This is a genomic window from Niveibacterium terrae (genome assembly GCF_048213115.1).
Classification (GTDB): Bacteria; Pseudomonadota; Gammaproteobacteria; order Burkholderiales; family Rhodocyclaceae; genus Niveibacterium; species Niveibacterium terrae.
Window position 1 is genome coordinate 3261769 of the sequence record NZ_CP172404.1, and the last position, 18545, is coordinate 3280313.

Below are 18545 nucleotides of genomic sequence, written 5' to 3' on the forward strand. Positions count from 1 at the left end.
GCACCAGCGTCCGGAATCACCCGACCGGGTCGGTAGAATGCTCGCTTTGCCTTCCAGGCACAGGCTTTTCGTGAATTTCAACATCGTACTGCTTCTGGTCGCGACCCTGGTCTGGGGAACGACTTTCCCGCTCCTCAAGTCCGCTTCGGCCACCCTCTCCGGCCTCGAGATATCGACCCTGCGCTTTCTCGCCGCCTCTGTCGTGATGCTGCCTTTCGCGCTGAAAGCGTCGCGGCAGAGCTGGCGGGACGGCGCGCTGCTCGGCATCGTCGCACTCATCGCCTATATCACCCAGGCTTTTGGCCTGGCCCATATCTCGTCGAACCGCAGCGCCTTCCTGACCAGTTTGAACGTGCTGATGGTTCCCTTTCTGGGTCTGGCTTTCGGTCGTCGCCTGAGTGCTCAGGGCGTGTTTGCCGCGGCACTGGCCTGCTTCGGAATCGGACTGCTCTCCTGGGAAGGGGGTGGAAATTGGCTCGGCGACGGCCTGACTTTGCTCTGTGCTCTGGCCAATGCCGCCTATGTACTGATTCTGTCCGCGGTGGCTCCACGCAACGACCCCCGGGATCTGACCGCGACCCAGATCGTGCTGATGGCGATCCTGGGCTGCCTCGCACTGCCCTTCGCGGGCGAGAGCGCACTCGGCAGCCTTCCCCAACGCGCCGCGGATGCGGCTTTGCCCCTGCTCTACCTGGGACTGATCGCCAGCGCCGGCATGCTCTTCCTGCTCGCCATCGCCCAACGGGAAGTCAGCGCCGAGAAAGCGGCCGTGATCTACGCGCTGGAACCCGTCTTCGCGGCGATCTTCAGCTGGTTCTGGCTCGGTGAGACTCTGGGGCTAAGGGGAATGGCCGGAGGCGCTCTGGTCGTATTGGCGGTCATCATCAGCGAATGGAAATTCACCCGCGCCACTCCCGTCGCCGAATCCGCTAATACGATTTAAAAAGCCAAGGCAACAGAATCCGTTCACAAAAAAAAGCCAGAAATCAAAATCTGGCTTTCAAATAAATACCGGCACCGGCAATTCGACATCAAACCATAAACCCCCTTGATCAAAGGATTAATTCCGCATTACTCTTTGCGCCCCGGATCCCCGCACCGCGGATATCCGGCAAAGGAATCTTTTCGGCAAAGCACTGCGCGTAGAAATACTGCATGTGTCCATAGACAAGCCCGCCACTCACGGAAAGCTTGCGCTGATAAAGGTATTCATTTCCAAGGACAAGGAGGATGCAGTGAAGACCCGGATTTTCCGCCTGACCACTCTGGCCGCCCTGCTGACCGCAACTCTTGCGGGCTGTGGCAGCTCAAACGATTCGCAAACCTCGACCGTGCTGACCGGGGTTGCCGCATCCGGCGCTCCGCTCGCCAATGCCGACATCGTCGTCTGCGGCGCCAATGGCGCCAAAAAGACCACCAGCACCGATTCCCAGGGAGCCTATAGCGTCGACATTTCCGGTCTGACCGCGCCGCTTCTGGTCGGTGTCACCAGCGCACCGCTGAGCCCGGTCAACGGCATCATGCAGCCGATCAACGGCACCAAACTCTATACGGCAATCCTGTCCAGCCTCAGCTCGGGCAGCAATATCGCCAACGTCAATCAGCTGACCGACAAGATCGCGTCCGATGTCGCGACGACCGACATGAACCTGAAGGGTTCCGTGCAGCTCTACAATGCCTGCGCGAGCGGCGTCGTCGCCAAGGCGAGCGCGACCACGATCAAGTCCAGCACCGACAGCCTGCGCAGCCTGGTCAGCGATGCGCTGACGGCCGCCAAGGTCAGCAACGTCAGCGCTTTCGATCCGGTCACGACGGCGATGAAGGCCGATCACACCGGCGTCGACGCAGTGCTCGACATGATCTATCACAACCGCGACGGCTTCGGCTCCGCCACCGACAACCAGCTGACCGCGACCCACCTGTACGACCGCAACATGCAGGAGCTGTCGGCGACCAACGTGGCGCTCGATGCAACGCTGAAAGCCTGGTCCTCGTACAAGACCCGGATCTTCGTGATCGGCGACTCGACGGCCAGCAACTACGGCAAGGATGTCGCTCCGCGCACGGGTTGGGGCCAGACTTTCGACCGCTTCGTCGCCGATACGACGACGACCAAGGTCGTGAACCTGGCGCAGTCCGGTCGCAGTTCGCGCAGCTTCATCACCGAAGGCTGGTACGCGATGCTGGCCAACAACCTGCAGAAGGGCGACTACGTCCTGGTCCAGTTCGGTCACAACGACGAGAAGTGCACGACGACCGCCTCGCTCGACTGGGCGAACCGCTGCACCTATCCGAACTCGGCCACCAGCGCAGTCCAGTCGGCCAATGCGACCTCGGCGACCGGAACCGACGGCACCGTCTACAGCGTCCCGCCTGGTGTCGCGACCACCGATCTGTCCTTCCAACGCTCGCTTGAGAAATACGTCGCTCTGGCCAAGGCCAAGGGCGCGACGATCGTGCTGCTGACTCCGGTCACCCGGATCAACCAGGACAAGACGGTCACGACCTACAACGAAGGCGCTTTCCCGATCACGAAGTCGACCCACATCACGAGCAAGGGCGATTACTTCGGCAATTACTCGCAGACCGTGATCGACACCGGCAAGGCCAACAGTGTCCCGGTCGTCGACCTCGACGCGAAGAGCATCGCGTTCATGAACTCGGTGGGCGTCGGCACGGGCGGCCTCGATGCGACGGGTGGGTGGCGCGCTTATCACAACTCGACCGGACCGGCCGATTTTGCGAAATACCCGTATTACAAGACGCTCTATGCGGCTGACGGCGTGACGCCGCTGGCTTACAGCTCGCAGACGGCCGGCAACTACATGAATGCCGACCGCACCCACTTCAAGGAAAGCGGCGCGGTCAAGGTCGACGAGATGATCATCGAAGGCATCAAGGCCGACACGTCCGGAGCGCTCTCCGGCCTCGTGAGCCTGCTCAAATAAGTTTCTTTTGCATCAAGCTTGAGCCCGACTTCGGTCGGGCTTTTTTTGTGCCAGAAAAGGCTCACCAGCCCTGCAGCAGCCTGTCCTCGGCCGCGGCGAGGGCCGCCGGCACGCCGCGCAACACGACGACGTCGCCGTCCTCGAAACAGAGCTCCCGCTCGGGGTTGACGCCGCGTATTCCGTGCCGCCTGACCGCCGATACGCGCACTCCAGGCGCTTCGCTCTCGAGCTCGGCGATCGACTTGCCCAGACCCAGGGCGCCCGACTCGAGCACGACCGAACGCAGCCGCTCCAGCTGCGCGTCGGGGTTGTCCGCCGCGTCCGACAGCCCGTGGAAGAAGCCGCGCATCAGCGCATAGCGCTGGTTGCGGATGTCGCGGGTGCGGCGCACGACCCTCGACAGCGGCACGCCGACCAGCGCCATCGTGTGGCTCGCAAGCGTGATGCCCGATTCAAAGATATCGGTGACGACGGCCGCCGCCCCTTCCTGGGACAGGCGTTCGAGCTGGGATTCCTCGGTCGCCCGGACAACGACCGGCAGGTCGGGACGAGCGCCCCTGACCGCATCGATGACGCGGCAGGCCGAAGCGACATCCGCATAGGAGATCACGACAGCCGAAGCGCGCATCAGGCCTGCGGCGATCAGCGTCTCGCGGCGCGCTGCATCGCCATAGACGACGGTCTCGCCGGCGACGGCGGCTTCGCGGACCCGGTCGGGATCGAGGTCCAGCGCGACCGAAGACAGGTTCTCCTGCTCGAAGAAGCGGGCCAGCAGCTGCCCCGTCCGCCCGTAGCCACAGATGATCACATGGCGCTCGGTGCCCAGGGACTGGGCGGCGACCCGGGTCAGCTCCATCGAACGGAGCAACCATTCGGACGCGACAAAGCGCAGCACGATCCGGTCGCTCGCGACGACCAGCAGCGGCGCCAGGACCAGGGACAGGATCAGCGTCGCGGCGGCGACCTGGATGTGTTCGGGAGAGCTGAGCTTGTAGGCTGCCATTTGCGAGAGCAGCACGAAACCGAACTCGCCTCCGGCGCAGAGCCAGAGTCCGGTGCGGACCGAATTTCCGGCCGTCGCGCCGAAGATCCGGCAGGCCGCGGCAACGACCGCGAACTTCGCAACCATCAACAGCACCAGAAGCCCAAGCACGACGGGCAGATGGGCCAGGATCACCCGCACGTCGAGGAACATCCCGACCGTGACCAGGAAGAGCCCCAGCAGAACGTCGCGAAAAGGCTTGATGTGCTCCTCGACCCGGTAGCGGTACTCGGTCTCGGAGATCAGCATGCCGGCCACGAATGCCCCCAGCGCCATCGACAGCCCCACTTTGGCAGTCAGCCAGGCAAGACCCAGAGTAACCAGCAGCACATTGAGCATGAAGAGCTGGGAGGAACGACGCCGCGCAACGAGCAGGAACCAGCGCGCGAAGATCCTCTGCCCCAGATAGAGGACAACCGCCAGAAGCAGCGCCGCCTTGACCGCGGCGAGCGCCAGCACGCGCAGCTGCTGCTCGGGGGGCTCGGAGAGCGCCGGGATCAGCACCAGGAAAGGCACGACGGCCAGATCCTGGAAGAGCAGCACGCCCATCACCATGCGCCCGTGCGCGGCATCGAGTTCCAGCCGGTCGATCAATAGCTTGGAGAGCAGAGCCGTCGAGGACATCGCGAGCGCGCCACCGAGCACCAGGGCCGAACCGGTAGGGACTCCGGCGAAATGCCCGATCAGCAGCGTCAGCGCGATGCTCGCCCCGACCTGCAGCGCCCCCAGCCCGAACACGACCCTCTTCATGCTGAGCAGCCGGGGCAGAGAGAACTCCAGCCCGATCGTGAACATCAGGAACACGACGCCGAACTCGGCCAGCCCGCGCGCGCCCTCCTCGTCGGGAATCAGGTTCAGCGCGGCGGGGCCGAGCAGCGCGCCGACGGCCAGATAGGCCAGCTCGCCAGGCAGCTTGAGCTTGCCGAAACCCATCACGGCAACGACCGAGACGACCAACAAAAGGAGGATTACATCGAGAGTGGAGGTCATCAAAAAAGGACAGATTCAGCGCCGGGCCGGCGAAAAAGGGGGCATTGCCCCTCTGCTATACTCGCAGCCTAGTTTAACCGCTGCGCGACCATGCACGAAACCAAGCCAAACACCGCTTCCCGAGCAAGCGACGAAGAACTGATCAGGCTGGGCCGCGAGGTCCTGGTAATCGAAGCAGCCGCGGTCGCGGACCTGAGCCGTTCAATCGATGGCGATTTCGTCCACGCCGCCCGCCTGATCCTCGAAGCCCCCGGCCGCGTGATCGTGACCGGGGTCGGAAAATCCGGCCACATCGCCCGCAAGATCGCCGCAACGCTGGCCTCGACGGGCACGCCCGCCTATTTCGTCCATGCGACCGAAGCGGCGCACGGCGATCTCGGCATGATCACCCGCGACGACGTCGTGCTGGCGCTGTCGAACTCAGGCACGACCGCCGAAGTGCTGACGATTGCGCCGGCCATCAAACGCAACGGCGCGAAGCTGATCGCGATGACCGGCCACCCGGATTCGACGCTCGCACAGCTCGCCGACGTGCATCTCGATGCCGGAACCGCGCGCGAGGCCTGCCCGCTGAACTTGGCGCCGACGGCCAGCACGACCGCGGCGCTCGCACTCGGCGACGCTCTGGCCGTCGCGCTGCTCGAAGCCCGTGGCTTCGGCCCCGACGACTTCGCCCGCTCCCATCCAGGCGGCGCACTGGGCCGCCGCCTGCTGACCCGGGTCTCCGACATCATGCGCACCGGTGAGCGGATTCCCCGCGTTCCGGAATCGGCCAGCTTCAACGAAGCGCTGCTTGAAGTGACCCGTGGCGGAATGGGCATGACCGCGATCGTCGACGATGCCGACCACCCGCTAGGCATCTTCACCGACGGCGACCTGCGCCGCCTGCTCGGCTCCGGAGTCGATCTGCGCAAACTGATGATCCGTGAAGTGATGACCCGCTCACCGCGTTCGATCGGACCCGATGCGCTGGCCGCCGAAGCTGCAGCGCGGATGGAGGAGAAGCGGATCAGCCAGATTCTGGTACTCGATGCCGACGCGGTGCTGGTCGGCGCGCTGAGCATGCACGACCTGATGGACGCGAAGGTGATCTGATGAACCGGGCTCATGAGCGTGCAGCCGCCGTCAAACTGATGGCTTTCGATGTCGACGGCGTGCTGACCGACGGAACGATCTGGTATTCGGCCGATGGCGATGCGTTCAAGGGCTTCTCGACGCTGGACGGTCACGGTCTGAAGATGCTGCAGATGGCCGGCATCGAAGTCGCGATCATCTCGGGCCGCCGTTCGCGGGCCCTGGAGCTGCGCTGCGAGAACCTCGGCATTACCCGACTGCACCAGGGCGTCGAGGACAAGCGCGGTGCGTTGCAGCAGCTGCTCGACGAGCTGAATCTGACGCGCGATCAGGCCGGCTATATCGGCGACGACATCGTCGACCTGCCCATCCTGTCCGCCTGTGGCTTCTCGGCGACGACCGGCGACGGCCATCCGCTGATGCGCGGCCGCGTAGACTACGTCAGCACCCGCGCGGGCGGGCGTGGTGCGGCGCGCGAAGTCTGTGAATTCATCCTCGAAGCCCAGGGCAAGCTCACGCCGCTGCTCGAGCGCTGGCTGGGCGAATCCGCATGAAACCACACCTGCCGGTCTTCCCGATTCTGCTGGCTGGCCTGCTCGCCGGAACGAGCTTCTGGCTCGAACACTATGTGCGCACCCAGGCCAGTCACCCGGACGGACGCCTGCGCCACGACCCCGACATGATCGCCCAAGGCGCAAGCCAGGAGCGTTTCGACGCGAACGGAAAGCGCCTCTATGTTCTTAAAACCGAAAAGCTGAGCCATTACCCTGACGATCAGAGCACCCACGTCACGAAGCCCCAGCTGATGCATTTCGGCAAGCCCCAACCCCTGACGGTCACGTCCGACACGGCCCGCATCCTCGGCGAGGGCCGCGAGATCGTCCTCACCGGCAATGTGCTCGGCAGGCGCGAGGCCGGAGCCGACCAGCCGGCGCTGGGCTTCGCGACGAGCTCGCTCACCGTGCTGCCGGACGACGAGCGCGCCTTTACCGAAGAGGCCGTGCACATGACGCACGGCCGCAGCATCATCGACGGCCAACGCCTCGAGATCGACCAGCTTCACGGCCTCGTCAGCCTCCACCAGGTCAGAGCAACCGTCTATTCGAAATCCCAGGACCAAGCCCGATGAGAAAAACCCTCTGTTTCGCCGCTCTGCTGGGCGCCCTCTCGCTGTCACCACTCGCTCATGCCGAGCAGGCCGACCGCAGCAAACCGGTCAAGATCACCGCGGACCGGGTCTCGGTCGACGACAAAAACAAGGTCCAGATCTTTGAAGGATCCGTTGTGCTGACCCAGGGCACGCTGACCCTGCACGCCGACAAAATCGTCGTCTCCCAGGATCAGGACGGCTTCCAGAAGGGCGTCGCGACCAGCGGCGCGGGAGGCCTCGCGCGTTTCCGTCAGAAACGCGAAGCGAAGAGCGAGTACATCGAGGGCGAAGCCGAGAGGATCGTCTATAACGCGAAAAACGACACGGCCCAGCTCTTCAATCGCGCGAAAGTCGTCAGCGGCGGCCGTGACGAAGTGAGCGGCCAATACATCGACTATGACGGTTACAACGAGATCTACCAGGCCACGAACGGCCCGAATGCGACTGTCGTCTCCAACGCGAAGTCCCGGGTCTCGGTGACGATACAGCCGAAGAAGTCGGGCGCGAAACCCGCCGCCTCGGCGCCCTGAACGAGAAAGAGCCGCACTGCGGCTCTTTTTTTGGGCGACGGACCGGGTTCAGACCGCGGCGACCTCGTTCTCTTCGTCGAACACAAGGCTCACCTTGTCCTGATCGTCGAGTCCGATCGTGATGCGCCCGCCATCGACGAGACGCCCGAACAGCAGCTCGTCGGCCAGCACGGCGCGGATCGCGTCCTGAATCAGCCGGGCCATCGGCCTCGCCCCCATCAAGGGGTCGAAGCCCTTGCTCGCCAGCCAGCGTCTGAGCTCGTCGGTGAAGCTCACCTCGACCTTCTTCTCGGTCAGCTGGGCTTCGAGCTGCATCAGGAACTTGTCGACGACCCTGAGGATCACTTCCTCGTCGAGCGGCCGGAACGAGATCGTCGCATCGAGCCGGTTGCGGAACTCGGGCGTGAATTGACGCTTCAGTTCGACCATCTCGTCGCCGGTCTGCCGGGACGCGGTGAAACCCATCGTCGACTTCTGGATCGCCTCCTGACCGACGTTGGTCGTCATGATGATGATCGCGTTGCGGAAGTCCGCCTTGCGGCCGTTGTTGTCGGTCAGCGTGCCGTGGTCCATCACCTGCAGCAAGATGTTGTAGATGTCCGGGTGGGCCTTTTCGATCTCGTCGAGCAGCAGCACACAGTGCGGCGCTTTCGTGATCGCTTCGGTCAAGAGCCCACCCTGGTCGAAGCCGACATAGCCAGGAGGCGCGCCGATCAGCCGGCTGACCGCATGGCGTTCCATGTACTCGGACATGTCGAAGCGGACCAGCTCTATGCCCAGCGTGTAGGCGAGCTGGCGCGCGACCTCGGTCTTGCCGACGCCGGTCGGGCCGCTGAACAGGAAAGCCCCGATCGGCTTCTGCGGGTTGCCGAGACCCGAGCGCGACATCTTGATCGCGCGCGACAGCGCATCGATCGCATCGGACTGTCCGAACACGACGTTCTTCAGATCGCGGTCGAGGTTGCGCAACGCATTCTTGTCATCGGACGAGACGCTGCGCGGCGGGATCCGGGCGATCTTCGCGACGATGTCCTCGATCTCGCCCTTGCCGATCACCTTCTTCTGCCGCGACTTGGGCAGGATGCGCTGAGCGGCTCCGGCCTCGTCGATTACGTCGATCGCCTTGTCGGGCAGATGGCGGTCGTTGATGTAGCGCGCCGACAGTTCGGCCGCGCTGCTCAGCGCCGCGTTCGAATACTTGATGCCATGGTGCTGCTCGAAACGCGACTTCAGGCCCTTGAGGATCTCGACAGTCTCCTGGACCGAGGGCTCGACGACTTCGACCTTCTGGAAGCGCCGGGACAGCGCGTGATCTTTCTCGAAGATCTGCCGGAACTCGGTGAAGGTGGTCGCCCCGACGCATTTGAGCTGCCCCGACGAGAGCGCCGGTTTGAGCAGGTTCGATGCATCCAGCGTTCCGCCCGAGGCCGCCCCGGCGCCGATCAGCGTGTGGATCTCGTCGATGAACAGGATCGCCTTGTCGGTTTCGGCCAGCTGTTTGAGCACGGCCTTGAGCCTTTGCTCGAAGTCGCCCCGGTACTTCGTTCCGGCCAGCAGCGCGCCCATGTCGAGCGCATAGACCTGCGCGTTCTCGAGCAGATCGGGAACCCGCCCGTCGATGATCCGGCGCGCCAGGCCTTCGGCGATCGCGGTCTTGCCGACACCGGCTTCGCCGACCAGCAGCGGATTGTTCTTGCGCCGCCGGCACAGGGTCTGGATGACCCGTTCGATTTCCTTGTCGCGGCCGATCAAGGGATCGATCTTGCCCTGGAGCGCCTGCTGGTTCAGGTTCTGCGTGAAGCTCTCCAGCGCTCCGCCGCTCGCCGCCGCTTCCTGAGCTTCGCCTTCGGAGGCTTCGGACTCGGACTTCTCGGTCGGCTTCGCGCCCATCTGGGGCTGTTTCGTAATCCCGTGTGAGATGAAGTTCACGACGTCCAGCCGCGAGATCCCCTGGCGGCTCAGGAAATAGACCGCATGCGATTCCTTTTCGCCGAAGATTGCGACCAGAACGTTTGCTCCGGTCACTTCCTTCTTGCCCGAAGACTGCACATGCAGGATCGCGCGCTGGATCACACGCTGAAAGCCCAGGGTCGGCTGGGTATCGACTTCATCCTCGCCTTCGACGGTCGGGGTGTGTTCGGTGATGAACAGCGTCAGCTCCTGCCTCAGCTCGTCGAGGCTGGCCGCACAGGAGCGCAGCACTTCAGCCGCGCTCGGGTTGTCGAGCAGAGCCAGCAGCAGATGCTCGATCGTGATGAATTCGTGGCGTTTCTGTCTTGCCTCGACGAAGGCCAGATGCAGGCTGACTTCAAGTTCCTGGGCGATCATCTCAGTTTTCCTCCATTACGCAGGCCAGCGGATGCTGGTTCTGCCGCGCGAAAGCGCTGACCTGTTCCACCTTGGTTGCGGCGATGTCCTTCGGGAAAACGCCACAGACGCCGCGCCCTTCCGTATGCACTTGGAGCATGACTCTCGTTGCGCGTTCTCTATCCATCGAAAAAAACCGTTGCAGCACAACCACAACGAACTCCATCGGGGTGAAATCGTCGTTGAGCAGCAGAACCTTGAACAAGTGCGGAGGCTGCAATCGGGTGCGCTCGGCCTCAAGGACGGATTCGTTCTGTTTCTTCGTAGCCATGCGAGCCATTCTAATCACTCCACCCCATTGTTCAAGGCATCGGGGGGGGTCGGATGAGTAACAAACTGCGCCGCTGGCGCAAAAAAGAGCGCACGGCGCGCGGACCATGCAAGCATCTGATTTTTCGAAACAATGACGAGGCCATAAGCCGACATCCCCCGCCCCCACCACAAGCAAGCGTGCGAAATTGCATTGCAGCGACGCTTTCGCTGCCGTAAAAACGCCGTCAGTGCTCTACGCACCGGGGTTTGCGGATCTCGATCCGGCAAAAAAGGCAACCAAAGGGAGAAACAAGCAAGATGGCAACAGGCACGGTCAAGTGGTTCAACGATTCCAAGGGCTTTGGTTTCATCACGCCCGACGACGGCAGCGAAGATCTGTTCGCTCACTTTTCGGCCATCACGATGGGCGGCTTCAAGACGCTCAAAGAGGGCGAAAAGGTCATCTTCGACGTTCTGCAAGGCCCCAAGGGCAAGCAGGCCTCGAACATCCAACGCGGCGCGGCCTGAACCCGGGCACTCCCGCACGGGCCCGCCTTTGGCGGGCCTTCTGTTTTTCGAGCGGAGGATGCGCGGAGCGGATATGCTCCAACCTCCTCCGTTTCATCTGCGACGAAGCCCCGCTTCGCTCGCCCCCCATGAGCCAGATCATCCTGCTGAACAAACCCTTCGGAGTCCTGAGCCAGTTCACCGGCGAAGCCGGCCAGCGCACGCTCGCCGATTTCGGCCTGCCGCCGGGCGTCTATGCCGCAGGCCGCCTCGACGCCGACAGCGAAGGCCTGCTGCTGCTGACCGACGACGGAGGCCTGCAACACCGCCTGGCCGACCCGCGTCACAAAGAGAAGAAAACCTATCTGGTTCAGGTCGAGCGCGAACCCGACGACGCTGCGCTCGCCGCTTTGCGAGGCCCTCTCGACCTGGGCGACTTCGTGACCCGGCCCTGTGAAGCGAGGCGGATAGCCGAGCCCGACTGGCTGTGGCCACGCGATCCTCCCGTACGCTTTCGCAAGCAGGTGCCGACCGCGTGGCTGGAGGTCCGGCTCACCGAGGGCAAGAACCGCCAGGTCAGACGGATGACGGCCAAGGTCGGTTTCCCGACGCTGCGCCTCGTCCGCAGCGCGATCGGCCCCTGGCAGCTCACCGATCTCACCCCGGGTCAGTGGCGGGCCGAAACGGTTCAGGCTCTGGCTTTTCCGGGACAAAACGGCGATAGTGCGCGTCAATCCAGATCCCGGCCCCGACGATGAAATCACCGACCTCGCTGACGATTGCGCTTCTCCTCTGCTCCGCGCTGAGCCTTCCTTGCGCTCAGGCTTCCGGCCCCAGGGTGCAGGAGCTCACCCTCGGCAAGACCCACGTCCAGGCCGAACTCGCGGTGAGCTTCCAGCAAAGGGAGATCGGGCTGATGAACCGGCACAGCCTGGCGGAAAACAGCGGCATGCTTTTCGTCTTCGACGTCGAGAGCAGTCACTGCATGTGGATGAAGGACACGCCCCTGTCGCTCTCGGTCGCCTTCGTGTCCGAGGAAGGCTTCATCCTGAACATCGAGGAGATGACGGCTCTGAGCGAGGACAGCCACTGCGCGGCGACGCCCGCGCGCTACGCGCTGGAGATGAACAAGGGCTGGTTCGCCCGCCACCATATCGTGGCCGGCCAGCACATCGCAGGCCTGCCGCCCTTCGCCCACCACTGAGCGCTCAGCCGCGCAGATCGAACAGGTAGTGGCCGCGGTCGCGGCCCTGACGAACCCACTGCCCGGCGACCGAAGGCAGGCGTTGCAGGAATGCGGGGTCGCCCTGCACTTCGCCCTTCAAGGACCAGGAGCGCCCCTCGAGTTCGCCCTGGGCGCTGATCCTGGTCTCGCCGGCGAGCGTACTCCAGTCGAAAGCGATCTTCTTGCCATCTCCCTGCACGTCGAGCAGGTAGTCACCGAGCGGACGGGCACGCAGCACGTCGACGGCGGCGCCCGCCCAGCGCAAGCTGCCCCGGCCTGTGCAGGCCATCTTCCAGGAACAGCGCCACTGGCTCGTCTCCAGTTGCATGTCGCCGCGCCAGCCGAGGTGGCCAAAAGTACCGGGAATCCGCTCCAGCGCGAAACGCGCCGGCGCGAGCAGCGCCAGACCGTCGGCCCGCCAACCACCGACCCCCGCCGCAACGTCGCCGGCCGGCTTGCCATCGCCGGAGAGCCGCCAGAGCAGCTCCCCGTTGAACAGCCGCCCCGACAGCCACTTCCATTCGAGCGCGATCCAGGGCTGAAGCCGGCGGTTGACCGGGTCGATCACGACGAGCTGGCCACGACCGTTCCACAGAGTTCCCTCAATCCGGGTCAGACGGAGCGCGCCACCGGTGAAATGGGAGATCAGCGAATCGATCTGCCAGGCCGGAGCCTGGACGAGCAGAAAGAGTCCCAGCAGCAGAGCGAAAACGAGGACACGCCTCATGCTCAGTTCGCCGATCCGGGAAGAAGCAGCATCTCGATCTGGGCACTGGCGCCGACGCGGCTTGCGCTGAATTTCTGCACCTTGAGTCCGTAATCGCGCTGGGCCTCGGCCAGCCAGTTCAGGTAGGCATCGAAGTCGACGCTGCCGCTGACCGCGACGCCGCCCGCTTCGGCGCGAACTTTGAGGCCCAGACCGCGTGCCTTCGCGCCGGTCTGCAGCAGTTCAGCCAATGCCTGGGGCGCGGGGGGGATCCGCAGTGGCTGACGGCGCAGGCGCTGAAGTTCCGCGGCGGCATCGCGCATGTTCCCAAGCGTGGCCTGGGCGGCGGGCAAGGCGCGCGAGAGGCGGACGCGCTCAGTGCGCGAGAAGTCCCACAGCGACCACAGCGCCGCGACCACGAGAACCGCGAACATCGCCGCGAGCATCTGGCGCTCGCGCGGCTGGCGCGCCTGCCAGGCCTGCTGGGCATCGGCGATCAGGGCAAGCAGGGCTTTCATCGGACGAGTTCCTTGCGAAGAGTCAGGGTATCGGCATTGCGGCTCACTTGCAGGCCGCGCGCTTCGAGGCGGGCAACGACCGCATCGGGCGCGGCGGCGAGCCGCGGCGAGAGCTTCAGCTCCAGCTTGCCGCCTTCGAACTTCATCTGCGCGACCGCATCGCGGGCATCCGCGCCCAAGGCTTCACCGGTCGCGGCGAGCAGCGGGAGAAGATCGTCGTCACCGAGCTGACCGTGACCGCGCCGCTCGGCGTTGATCCCGGTGCGCATCTGCGCGACCGGATCGACCAGCGGCTGATTCGGAAATGCGCTCTTGAACACGGTCTGCATCGTGTGACGGGCATCGGCAAGCTGCTGGCGCTGCCAGAGGACCTGGCCGAGCGAGACCACGAGCTCCAAAGCCAGGACGCCGACGAGCAGAGCGAGCGCCGGACGGGCGGGACGCAGCCAGGCGGCGCGGTCTCCGGCCGGCCTGAACTCGCCCTGGAGAAGGTTGCACGCCGAGGAAAACGCGTGCCAGCTCCAGGGCTCACCCGCTTCGACGGGCAGACCCAGCTTTTCGCTCCAAGCCCGGCAATCGACGCTCGCCAAACCGGGGGCGGAGCGCAGCAGCAGCCGGGAAGGCAGGCGACTGGCTTCGCGGGCCTGAGCCGCGCTCGCGAGCAGCAGCTCGGGCACGTCGGCCCCCTGAGCATCGAAAGCGAAAGGCAGCGCATTGGCGCCATGGAGCAGGGCCTGCTCCGCACCGCGCAACAGGGTCCAGCCCGCTTCATTGCCGGGACGGCAAGCTTCGATCGCGGCATAGACGCGCGCCGGCTTGCGGCCCAGCGCTTCGAGCTGGGCGATGATCTGACGCAGGCGGTCGCGCCCGACGACGAGAGCGCGAACCTGATCGCCCTCCTCATCGGCGATGACGAGGTGCTGGCTCTCCGGATCCTGGATCAGCTGATCCTCGAACGCGAAGCGCAGCAGCTTGTCCTGTTCGCGGCGGGCGGCCTTGGGCAGGCGCGCCGTCAGCATCACGCACTGGCTCCCCGCAAGCACGACCTCGGTACGCTCGGCGGCGGGCCAGTGCCGCGGTTCGCTGCGGCCTTCGGCGGCCACTCGCCCGTCCGGGCCAATCTGCACCCATTCGCAGGCGGGCTCGCTCGGCCAGTTTTCAGTCAGATAAAGTCGAAGAAGGCTCATAGGATCTTCTGCCAGAGGATTTGGGGCCAGGCACTGGCCCGGTAAAGCATGACCTGCATCCGGGTCGTCGCGGTGCCGTATTTGGCCCGCCCCGATGCGAGGAAGAAATTGCTGTTCACGGCCCAGCCGCTTTCGGGCGCATCGGTACCGGCCTTGGCCTTGAAACGGGCCTTGAAGTCGTCGGTGGTCGCGAAGTACTTGCTCGTGCGCTCGGAGACCAGGGCCCGGGCCCCCTGCAGCCCGATGGCCGGCATCACCGAGTAGAGGACTTCGGCGCTCGCGGTGTTGACGTTGAGCGCGGTCACCGCGGTCGCACCGGTCTCGACGGTCGTCGGCAACGCGGCGACATAGGGGCGCAGGCGCTCGACCAGTTCGGCGTCGAAGCCGGGGACATTGGTCAGTTCGTCGGGAGAGATCAGCGGTGCGTTCGGCGGCTGGGGCGAGTTCGAGGACAGCGCCGGCACGAAGGAATCGGCGCTCTGTGCCGCCTTGTCTTCCCAGGCTGCGAGGTTGTTCGCGAGCTGCTGGGCCTGGCTCGCCGAAACCGCAAACTCGCCGAGCAGGCGCACGAAATTCTCGATCCCGGTCGAGTTGCGCTCGCCGTTCGAGTTGATCAGGCTGTTCAGATTGAAGTGGCCGCTCAGATCCTCGATCTCGCCGCTCAGCTCCCCTTCATCGACCGGCGTCGCCGGTACCTTGGTCGCCCAGGCCTCGCCGAGATAGTCGACGTGATTGTTGCCTTCGCGCCGGAAGTCGTCGGCGAGGATGTTGCGCGCCCAGTCGATCGCGCCGTGCGCGAGCTGCCTCGCCTGCGCGAGGTCGTGCCGGCCGGACAGGCTGTCGACGGCAAAGGCGAAGGACGAGACGACCGATGCCGCCAGAGCGGCGACCAGGGCCACGGTCAGCATCGCCATGATCACGGCGACGCCGCGCTCAGTGAAGGGCGAAGACGCGCGTGACGGTGCCGACATCGGCAAGCTCCATTTCCATGATGACGGCGCCGGGCAAAACCCAGGGCGCGCTCGTCGACGGGGTCCACTCGGTGACCTCTTTCCCGTTGACCAGGAAGCGCCAGTGCAGCGACTTCACCCCAGTCAGCAGCACATCCTTCTCGGGTTCGATCGAATCGTTGAGCAGCGGAATGCGTTCGAGCAGCAGATCTTCCTTGTCGAGCCGATAGGCGCGGCGCTGCAGGCCCCCGCTCGCCGCGTCGAAGCGGGTCAGGCGCAGCTCTTCGACGGTGTCGGAGCGGCTCAGCACCAGCGCGCCCTGGGTGCTCGTGCTCGTACCCATGCGCGGCGCGATCTGGGCGAGATCGTTCTCGACCATCTGCCCGAAACGCGCGATCGCCCGCCAGCGCGCAAACTCGACGTTCATCCGCTCGCGCGCGTCGGCCATGCCGCTGAGCGCGCGCCACGAGATCACGCCGAGCAGCGCGAAGATCGCGATCGCGACCATCACTTCGATCAGGGTCATGCCGCGGAGGCGGCGGGAGTCGCGCATGTTCATTGCAGCGGTTTGGCCATGAAGCCGCGCAGCGTCGCGAGCGCGTGTTCGCTCTCGCCCGGCGCATAGACATTGACGTCGATGCGGTGGAACAGCGAATTCTGCGTCGACTTGACGGTCTCCTTCCAGTGGAACTCCTGCCCCGCCTGGGTCACCGTCCCTTCGTAGTTCCCGGTGTCGAGAAAGTCGGAATTGGCCCGGTGCAGCGCGAGGCGGTTCTGCGCGACCCATTCGGCGAGCATGCGATCGCGCAGCTCGCCGGCACTGCCGGTGGCCAGGCCCACGGCGCGAAAGCCCGAAACCAGCGCGGTCGCCAGGATCGCCAGCGCGACCAACACTTCGAGCAGCGTGAAACCGCGCGCGCTCACGAGGATGCTCCATTGATGGGAACGATCTTCATCTCGACCGAACCGTCGGCGCGGGACCGGTATTCGCGTTCGCCGTCCGGACCGCGCAGGTGCAGCTCGAAGCGCGGCATCTCGGAATTGAAGATCAGAGGTGGATCGCTGACCGGCGGCTGGTTGTTGATCGACAGCGAGACCCAGCTCAGATCGTCGGGCAGCGGCCGCTCGGCGAGCGGATCGTCACCGACGATCGGACGCCAGTGCCCGTCGGTATCGAGCGTGCTGAAGCGGTAGCGGCCGGGCAGGAACTCGGCGGCGATCGGGGTTCCAGTCACCGCAGCGCGCTCGCCGGCGGTCTCCAGCACCAGGCGCAGCCGATCCATCTCCTGCTCGGTCTGGCGCGACTGCAAGCCGGTGATGCTGAAGCTGACGGCGGCCGACGTGATCCCGAGGATCACCAGCACCACCATCACTTCGATCAGCGTGAAGCCGCGCGCGATCATGACGCCTCAGAGCGCCCAGTTGCCGACATCGGCATCCGAGCCTTCGCCGCCGGCCTGACCGTCGGCGCCAAAGCTGAAGATGTCGATTTCGCCGTGCACACCCGGAGCGAGGTACTGGTAGGGCGCGCCCCACGGATCCTTGGGCAGGCGTTCGAGGTAGCCGCCGGTCTTCCAGTTGTCCGGAATCGGCGCGATCGTCGGCTTCTGCACGAGGGCCTGCAGCCCTTGTTCGGTGCTCGGATAGCGGCGGTTGTCCAGGCGGTAGAGCTTGAGCGCCTGGCTCAGTGCTGCGATGTCCTGCTTGGCTGCGACGATCCGCGCCTCATCGGGGCGGTTCATGACCTTGGGCACGATCAGCGCGGCGAGCACGCCCATGATCACGATGACGACCATCATTTCGATCAGGGTAAAGCCGCGCAGCGCGCGGGGGCGAATGGACATGGAATCTCCTTTGGGCGAGGCGCCTCTCGCGATGACGAGGGCGGATTTCATTTGAGCAGAGTATTGATGGCGATGATCGGTTGCATCACGGCCAGCACGATCAGCAGCACCATGCCGCCCATCACCAGAAGCAGCAACGGTTCGAGCAGGCTGGTCAGCAGCGCGGTGCGCGTTTCGAGTTCGCCCTGCTGGAGGCGGGCGGCGCGATCGAGCATCTGGTCGAGCTGACCGGTCGCCTCGCCGCTGCCGATCATGTGCGCGAGCAGAGGCGGGAAACGGCGCGTCGCCGAAAGCGCGCGCGACAGGCTCATGCCTTCGCGGACCCGCTCGGACGCGGTCGCGATCGCATCGCGCAGAGGCAGGCGGACGACAACCTGGCGACCGGCATCGAGCGCCGACAGCAAAGGCACGCCGCTGCCGACCAGAATGGCCAGTGTGCTCGCAAAGCGCGTCGTATCGAGCGTGCGCAGATGCCGGCCGAGCAGAGGAAGTTCCAGCAGCCAGGCATCCCAGCGCCGGCGAACCGCGTCCTCGCGCAGCGAATAGCGCAGGCCGGCGATGCCGCCGCCGATCGCGAGCAGCAAGAGCCAGCCCCAGCCGCGCAGGAAGCCCGACAGAGCGATCATGATCCGGGTCAGCAGAGGCAGTGCCTGCTTGCCGCTCTGAAAGACCGCGACAACCTGGGGCACGACATAAGTCAGCAAGCCGGTGACGACCAGCACCGCGACGATCGCGACGATCGCCGGGTAGATCAGCGCCTGGACCGTCTTGCGCCTGAGCTCGTCGCTGCGTTCCATATAGTCGGCGAGCTGATTCATGACCTGGGCGAGTTCGCCCGACTTCTCGCCGGCGGCGACCGAAGCCCGGTAGATCATCGGGAAGGACGTCGCATAGCGGTCGAGCGCCGCGCGCAGCGAATAGCCGGCGAGGATCTCGCTGCGCACCGCGGCGAGCACCTGGCGGGTCGCCTCCTTTTCGGACTGCTCGCCCAGCGCGGACAGAGCCTGCTCGACGGTCAGTCCGGCAGCCAGCAAAGCGCCCCATTGACGGGTCAGCAGGGACAGTTCGGATGCGCGCAGGCGATGTGCTGCCCCGACTCCGCTGCGTCGGCTGCCCGTCGCCGCGATGTCGAGCGGGAAGAGACCGCGCTCGCGCAACTGACCGCGCGCGGCCCGGGCGCTGTCCGCTTCGAGAATGCCACTGACGGTGCGCCCGTCGGCATCCATGGCCTGGTACTGGAAAGCTGCCATCTTCG

The 18545-nt window shown here is 65.0% G+C and carries 21 protein-coding genes; 9 read left to right on the plus strand and 12 right to left on the minus strand.

Features of this window, described 5'->3' with window-relative positions; genetic code table 11:
• Positions 1-70: 70 nt before the first annotated feature.
• Together ACHFB9_RS15140 and ACHFB9_RS15145 are read left to right on the plus strand one after the other, a co-directional pair.
• The gene (locus ACHFB9_RS15140) at positions 71-943 is read left to right on the plus strand and encodes a DMT family transporter (RefSeq protein ID WP_417068247.1); all 873 of its coding nucleotides are present in this window, start codon (positions 71-73) and stop codon (positions 941-943) included.
• Positions 944-1235: 292 nt separating this feature from the next.
• Positions 1236-2948, plus strand: coding sequence for a GDSL-type esterase/lipase family protein (locus ACHFB9_RS15145; RefSeq protein WP_417068248.1), 1713 nt, complete (start codon positions 1236-1238; stop codon positions 2946-2948).
• Between the two features lie 61 nt (positions 2949-3009).
• On the opposite strand, the gene ACHFB9_RS15150 is transcribed toward ACHFB9_RS15145, so the two are convergent.
• Positions 3010-4980 carry a cation:proton antiporter gene (locus ACHFB9_RS15150; RefSeq protein WP_417068250.1) on the minus strand — a complete coding sequence of 657 codons (1971 nt, stop codon included), beginning with the start codon at positions 4978-4980 and terminating at the stop codon, positions 3010-3012.
• Between the two features lie 90 nt (positions 4981-5070).
• On the opposite strand from ACHFB9_RS15150, the gene ACHFB9_RS15155 reads away from it, so the two are divergent.
• Genes ACHFB9_RS15155 through lptA form a run of 4 tightly spaced genes read left to right on the plus strand, consistent with a single transcriptional unit; the run spans position 5071 to position 7734 of the window.
• Entirely contained in the window at positions 5071-6075 is a 1005-nt protein-coding gene (locus ACHFB9_RS15155) for a KpsF/GutQ family sugar-phosphate isomerase (RefSeq protein WP_417068251.1), read from the plus strand.
• Positions 6075-6608 (plus strand): KdsC family phosphatase, encoded by a 534-nt coding sequence (locus ACHFB9_RS15160; protein ID WP_417068252.1) that lies wholly within the window; start codon positions 6075-6077, stop codon positions 6606-6608. Before ACHFB9_RS15155 ends, ACHFB9_RS15160 begins: the two co-directional genes overlap by 1 nt.
• On the plus strand, positions 6605-7183 hold the full coding sequence (gene lptC, locus ACHFB9_RS15165; protein ID WP_417068253.1) for an LPS export ABC transporter periplasmic protein LptC: 579 nt from the start codon (positions 6605-6607) through the stop codon (positions 7181-7183). The genes ACHFB9_RS15160 and lptC overlap by 4 nt, the downstream gene beginning before the upstream one ends.
• Positions 7180-7734, plus strand: a complete 555-nt coding sequence (lptA, locus tag ACHFB9_RS15170) for a lipopolysaccharide transport periplasmic protein LptA (RefSeq protein WP_417068255.1) — start codon at positions 7180-7182, stop codon at positions 7732-7734. Before lptC ends, lptA begins: the two co-directional genes overlap by 4 nt.
• A gap of 48 nt (positions 7735-7782) precedes the next feature.
• Here lptA and clpA read toward each other — a convergent pair whose 3' ends face one another.
• Positions 7783-10062 (minus strand): ATP-dependent Clp protease ATP-binding subunit ClpA, encoded by a 2280-nt coding sequence (gene clpA, locus ACHFB9_RS15175; RefSeq protein ID WP_417068256.1) that lies wholly within the window; start codon positions 10060-10062, stop codon positions 7783-7785.
• 1 nt (position 10063) lies between these two features.
• On the minus strand, positions 10064-10372 hold the full coding sequence (gene clpS, locus ACHFB9_RS15180) for an ATP-dependent Clp protease adapter ClpS (RefSeq protein WP_417068257.1): 309 nt from the start codon (positions 10370-10372) through the stop codon (positions 10064-10066).
• A gap of 299 nt (positions 10373-10671) precedes the next feature.
• On the opposite strand from clpS, the gene ACHFB9_RS15185 reads away from it, so the two are divergent.
• The 3 genes from ACHFB9_RS15185 (at position 10672) to ACHFB9_RS15195 (ending at position 12064) form a co-directional block, all read left to right on the plus strand.
• Complete coding sequence (locus ACHFB9_RS15185) at positions 10672-10881, plus strand: cold-shock protein (RefSeq protein ID WP_417068258.1); 210 nt, start codon at positions 10672-10674, stop codon at positions 10879-10881.
• Positions 10882-11009: 128 nt separating this feature from the next.
• Positions 11010-11618, plus strand: a complete 609-nt coding sequence (locus ACHFB9_RS15190; RefSeq protein ID WP_417068259.1) for a pseudouridine synthase — start codon at positions 11010-11012, stop codon at positions 11616-11618.
• Complete coding sequence (locus ACHFB9_RS15195) at positions 11615-12064, plus strand: DUF192 domain-containing protein (protein ID WP_417068260.1); 450 nt, start codon at positions 11615-11617, stop codon at positions 12062-12064. Before ACHFB9_RS15190 ends, ACHFB9_RS15195 begins: the two co-directional genes overlap by 4 nt.
• 4 nt (positions 12065-12068) lie before the next feature.
• Here the strand turns inward: ACHFB9_RS15195 and gspN are convergent, their stop codons facing one another.
• From gspN to gspF, 9 genes are read right to left on the minus strand one after another with little or no spacing between them, the layout of a single operon-like run.
• Positions 12069-12812: a type II secretion system protein N gene (gene gspN / locus ACHFB9_RS15200; protein ID WP_417068261.1), complete on the minus strand. Its 744-nt coding sequence runs from the start codon at positions 12810-12812 to the stop codon at positions 12069-12071.
• A gap of 2 nt (positions 12813-12814) precedes the next feature.
• On the minus strand, positions 12815-13309 hold the full coding sequence (gene gspM / locus ACHFB9_RS15205; RefSeq protein ID WP_417068262.1) for a type II secretion system protein GspM: 495 nt from the start codon (positions 13307-13309) through the stop codon (positions 12815-12817).
• Positions 13306-14496: a type II secretion system protein GspL gene (gene gspL / locus ACHFB9_RS15210; RefSeq protein WP_417068263.1), complete on the minus strand. Its 1191-nt coding sequence runs from the start codon at positions 14494-14496 to the stop codon at positions 13306-13308. The genes gspM and gspL overlap by 4 nt, the downstream gene beginning before the upstream one ends.
• Positions 14493-15467 (minus strand): type II secretion system minor pseudopilin GspK, encoded by a 975-nt coding sequence (gene gspK, locus ACHFB9_RS15215; RefSeq protein WP_417068265.1) that lies wholly within the window; start codon positions 15465-15467, stop codon positions 14493-14495. The genes gspL and gspK overlap by 4 nt, the downstream gene beginning before the upstream one ends.
• Positions 15430-15999: a type II secretion system minor pseudopilin GspJ gene (gspJ, locus tag ACHFB9_RS15220; protein WP_417068266.1), complete on the minus strand. Its 570-nt coding sequence runs from the start codon at positions 15997-15999 to the stop codon at positions 15430-15432. The genes gspK and gspJ overlap by 38 nt, the downstream gene beginning before the upstream one ends.
• A gap of 2 nt (positions 16000-16001) precedes the next feature.
• Positions 16002-16370 carry a type II secretion system minor pseudopilin GspI gene (gene gspI, locus ACHFB9_RS15225; RefSeq protein WP_417068267.1) on the minus strand — a complete coding sequence of 123 codons (369 nt, stop codon included), beginning with the start codon at positions 16368-16370 and terminating at the stop codon, positions 16002-16004.
• On the minus strand, positions 16367-16849 hold the full coding sequence (locus ACHFB9_RS15230; RefSeq protein ID WP_417068269.1) for a prepilin-type N-terminal cleavage/methylation domain-containing protein: 483 nt from the start codon (positions 16847-16849) through the stop codon (positions 16367-16369). Before ACHFB9_RS15230 ends, gspI begins: the two co-directional genes overlap by 4 nt.
• 6 nt (positions 16850-16855) lie before the next feature.
• Positions 16856-17290, minus strand: a complete 435-nt coding sequence (gspG, locus tag ACHFB9_RS15235; RefSeq protein WP_417068270.1) for a type II secretion system major pseudopilin GspG — start codon at positions 17288-17290, stop codon at positions 16856-16858.
• 47 nt (positions 17291-17337) lie between these two features.
• On the minus strand, positions 17338-18540 hold the full coding sequence (gene gspF / locus ACHFB9_RS15240; RefSeq protein WP_417068271.1) for a type II secretion system inner membrane protein GspF: 1203 nt from the start codon (positions 18538-18540) through the stop codon (positions 17338-17340).
• Positions 18541-18545: the final 5 nt, after the last annotated feature.

Bases quoted from the DNA above. Each gene is read 5' to 3' on its own strand.
- ACHFB9_RS15150 (WP_417068250.1), bottom strand. From the start codon at position 4,980: ATGACCTCCACTCTCGATGTAATCCTCCTTTTGTTGGTCGTCTCGGTC.
- ACHFB9_RS15155 (WP_417068251.1), top strand. From the start codon at position 5,071: ATGCACGAAACCAAGCCAAACACCGCTTCCCGAGCAAGCGACGAAGAA.
- ACHFB9_RS15160 (WP_417068252.1), top strand. From the start codon at position 6,075: ATGAACCGGGCTCATGAGCGTGCAGCCGCCGTCAAACTGATGGCTTTC.
- lptC (WP_417068253.1), top strand. From the start codon at position 6,605: ATGAAACCACACCTGCCGGTCTTCCCGATTCTGCTGGCTGGCCTGCTC.
- lptA (WP_417068255.1), top strand. From the start codon at position 7,180: ATGAGAAAAACCCTCTGTTTCGCCGCTCTGCTGGGCGCCCTCTCGCTG.
- clpA (WP_417068256.1), bottom strand. From the start codon at position 10,062: ATGATCGCCCAGGAACTTGAAGTCAGCCTGCATCTGGCCTTCGTCGAG.
- clpS (WP_417068257.1), bottom strand. From the start codon at position 10,372: ATGGCTACGAAGAAACAGAACGAATCCGTCCTTGAGGCCGAGCGCACC.
- ACHFB9_RS15185 (WP_417068258.1), top strand. From the start codon at position 10,672: ATGGCAACAGGCACGGTCAAGTGGTTCAACGATTCCAAGGGCTTTGGT.
- ACHFB9_RS15190 (WP_417068259.1), top strand. From the start codon at position 11,010: ATGAGCCAGATCATCCTGCTGAACAAACCCTTCGGAGTCCTGAGCCAG.
- ACHFB9_RS15195 (WP_417068260.1), top strand. From the start codon at position 11,615: ATGAAATCACCGACCTCGCTGACGATTGCGCTTCTCCTCTGCTCCGCG.
- gspN (WP_417068261.1), bottom strand. From the start codon at position 12,812: ATGAGGCGTGTCCTCGTTTTCGCTCTGCTGCTGGGACTCTTTCTGCTC.
- gspM (WP_417068262.1), bottom strand. From the start codon at position 13,309: ATGAAAGCCCTGCTTGCCCTGATCGCCGATGCCCAGCAGGCCTGGCAG.
- gspL (WP_417068263.1), bottom strand. From the start codon at position 14,496: ATGAGCCTTCTTCGACTTTATCTGACTGAAAACTGGCCGAGCGAGCCC.
- gspK (WP_417068265.1), bottom strand. From the start codon at position 15,467: ATGTCGGCACCGTCACGCGCGTCTTCGCCCTTCACTGAGCGCGGCGTC.
- gspJ (WP_417068266.1), bottom strand. From the start codon at position 15,999: ATGCGCGACTCCCGCCGCCTCCGCGGCATGACCCTGATCGAAGTGATG.
- ACHFB9_RS15230 (WP_417068269.1), bottom strand. From the start codon at position 16,849: ATGATCGCGCGCGGCTTCACGCTGATCGAAGTGATGGTGGTGCTGGTG.
- gspG (WP_417068270.1), bottom strand. From the start codon at position 17,290: ATGTCCATTCGCCCCCGCGCGCTGCGCGGCTTTACCCTGATCGAAATG.
- gspF (WP_417068271.1), bottom strand. From the start codon at position 18,540: ATGGCAGCTTTCCAGTACCAGGCCATGGATGCCGACGGGCGCACCGTC.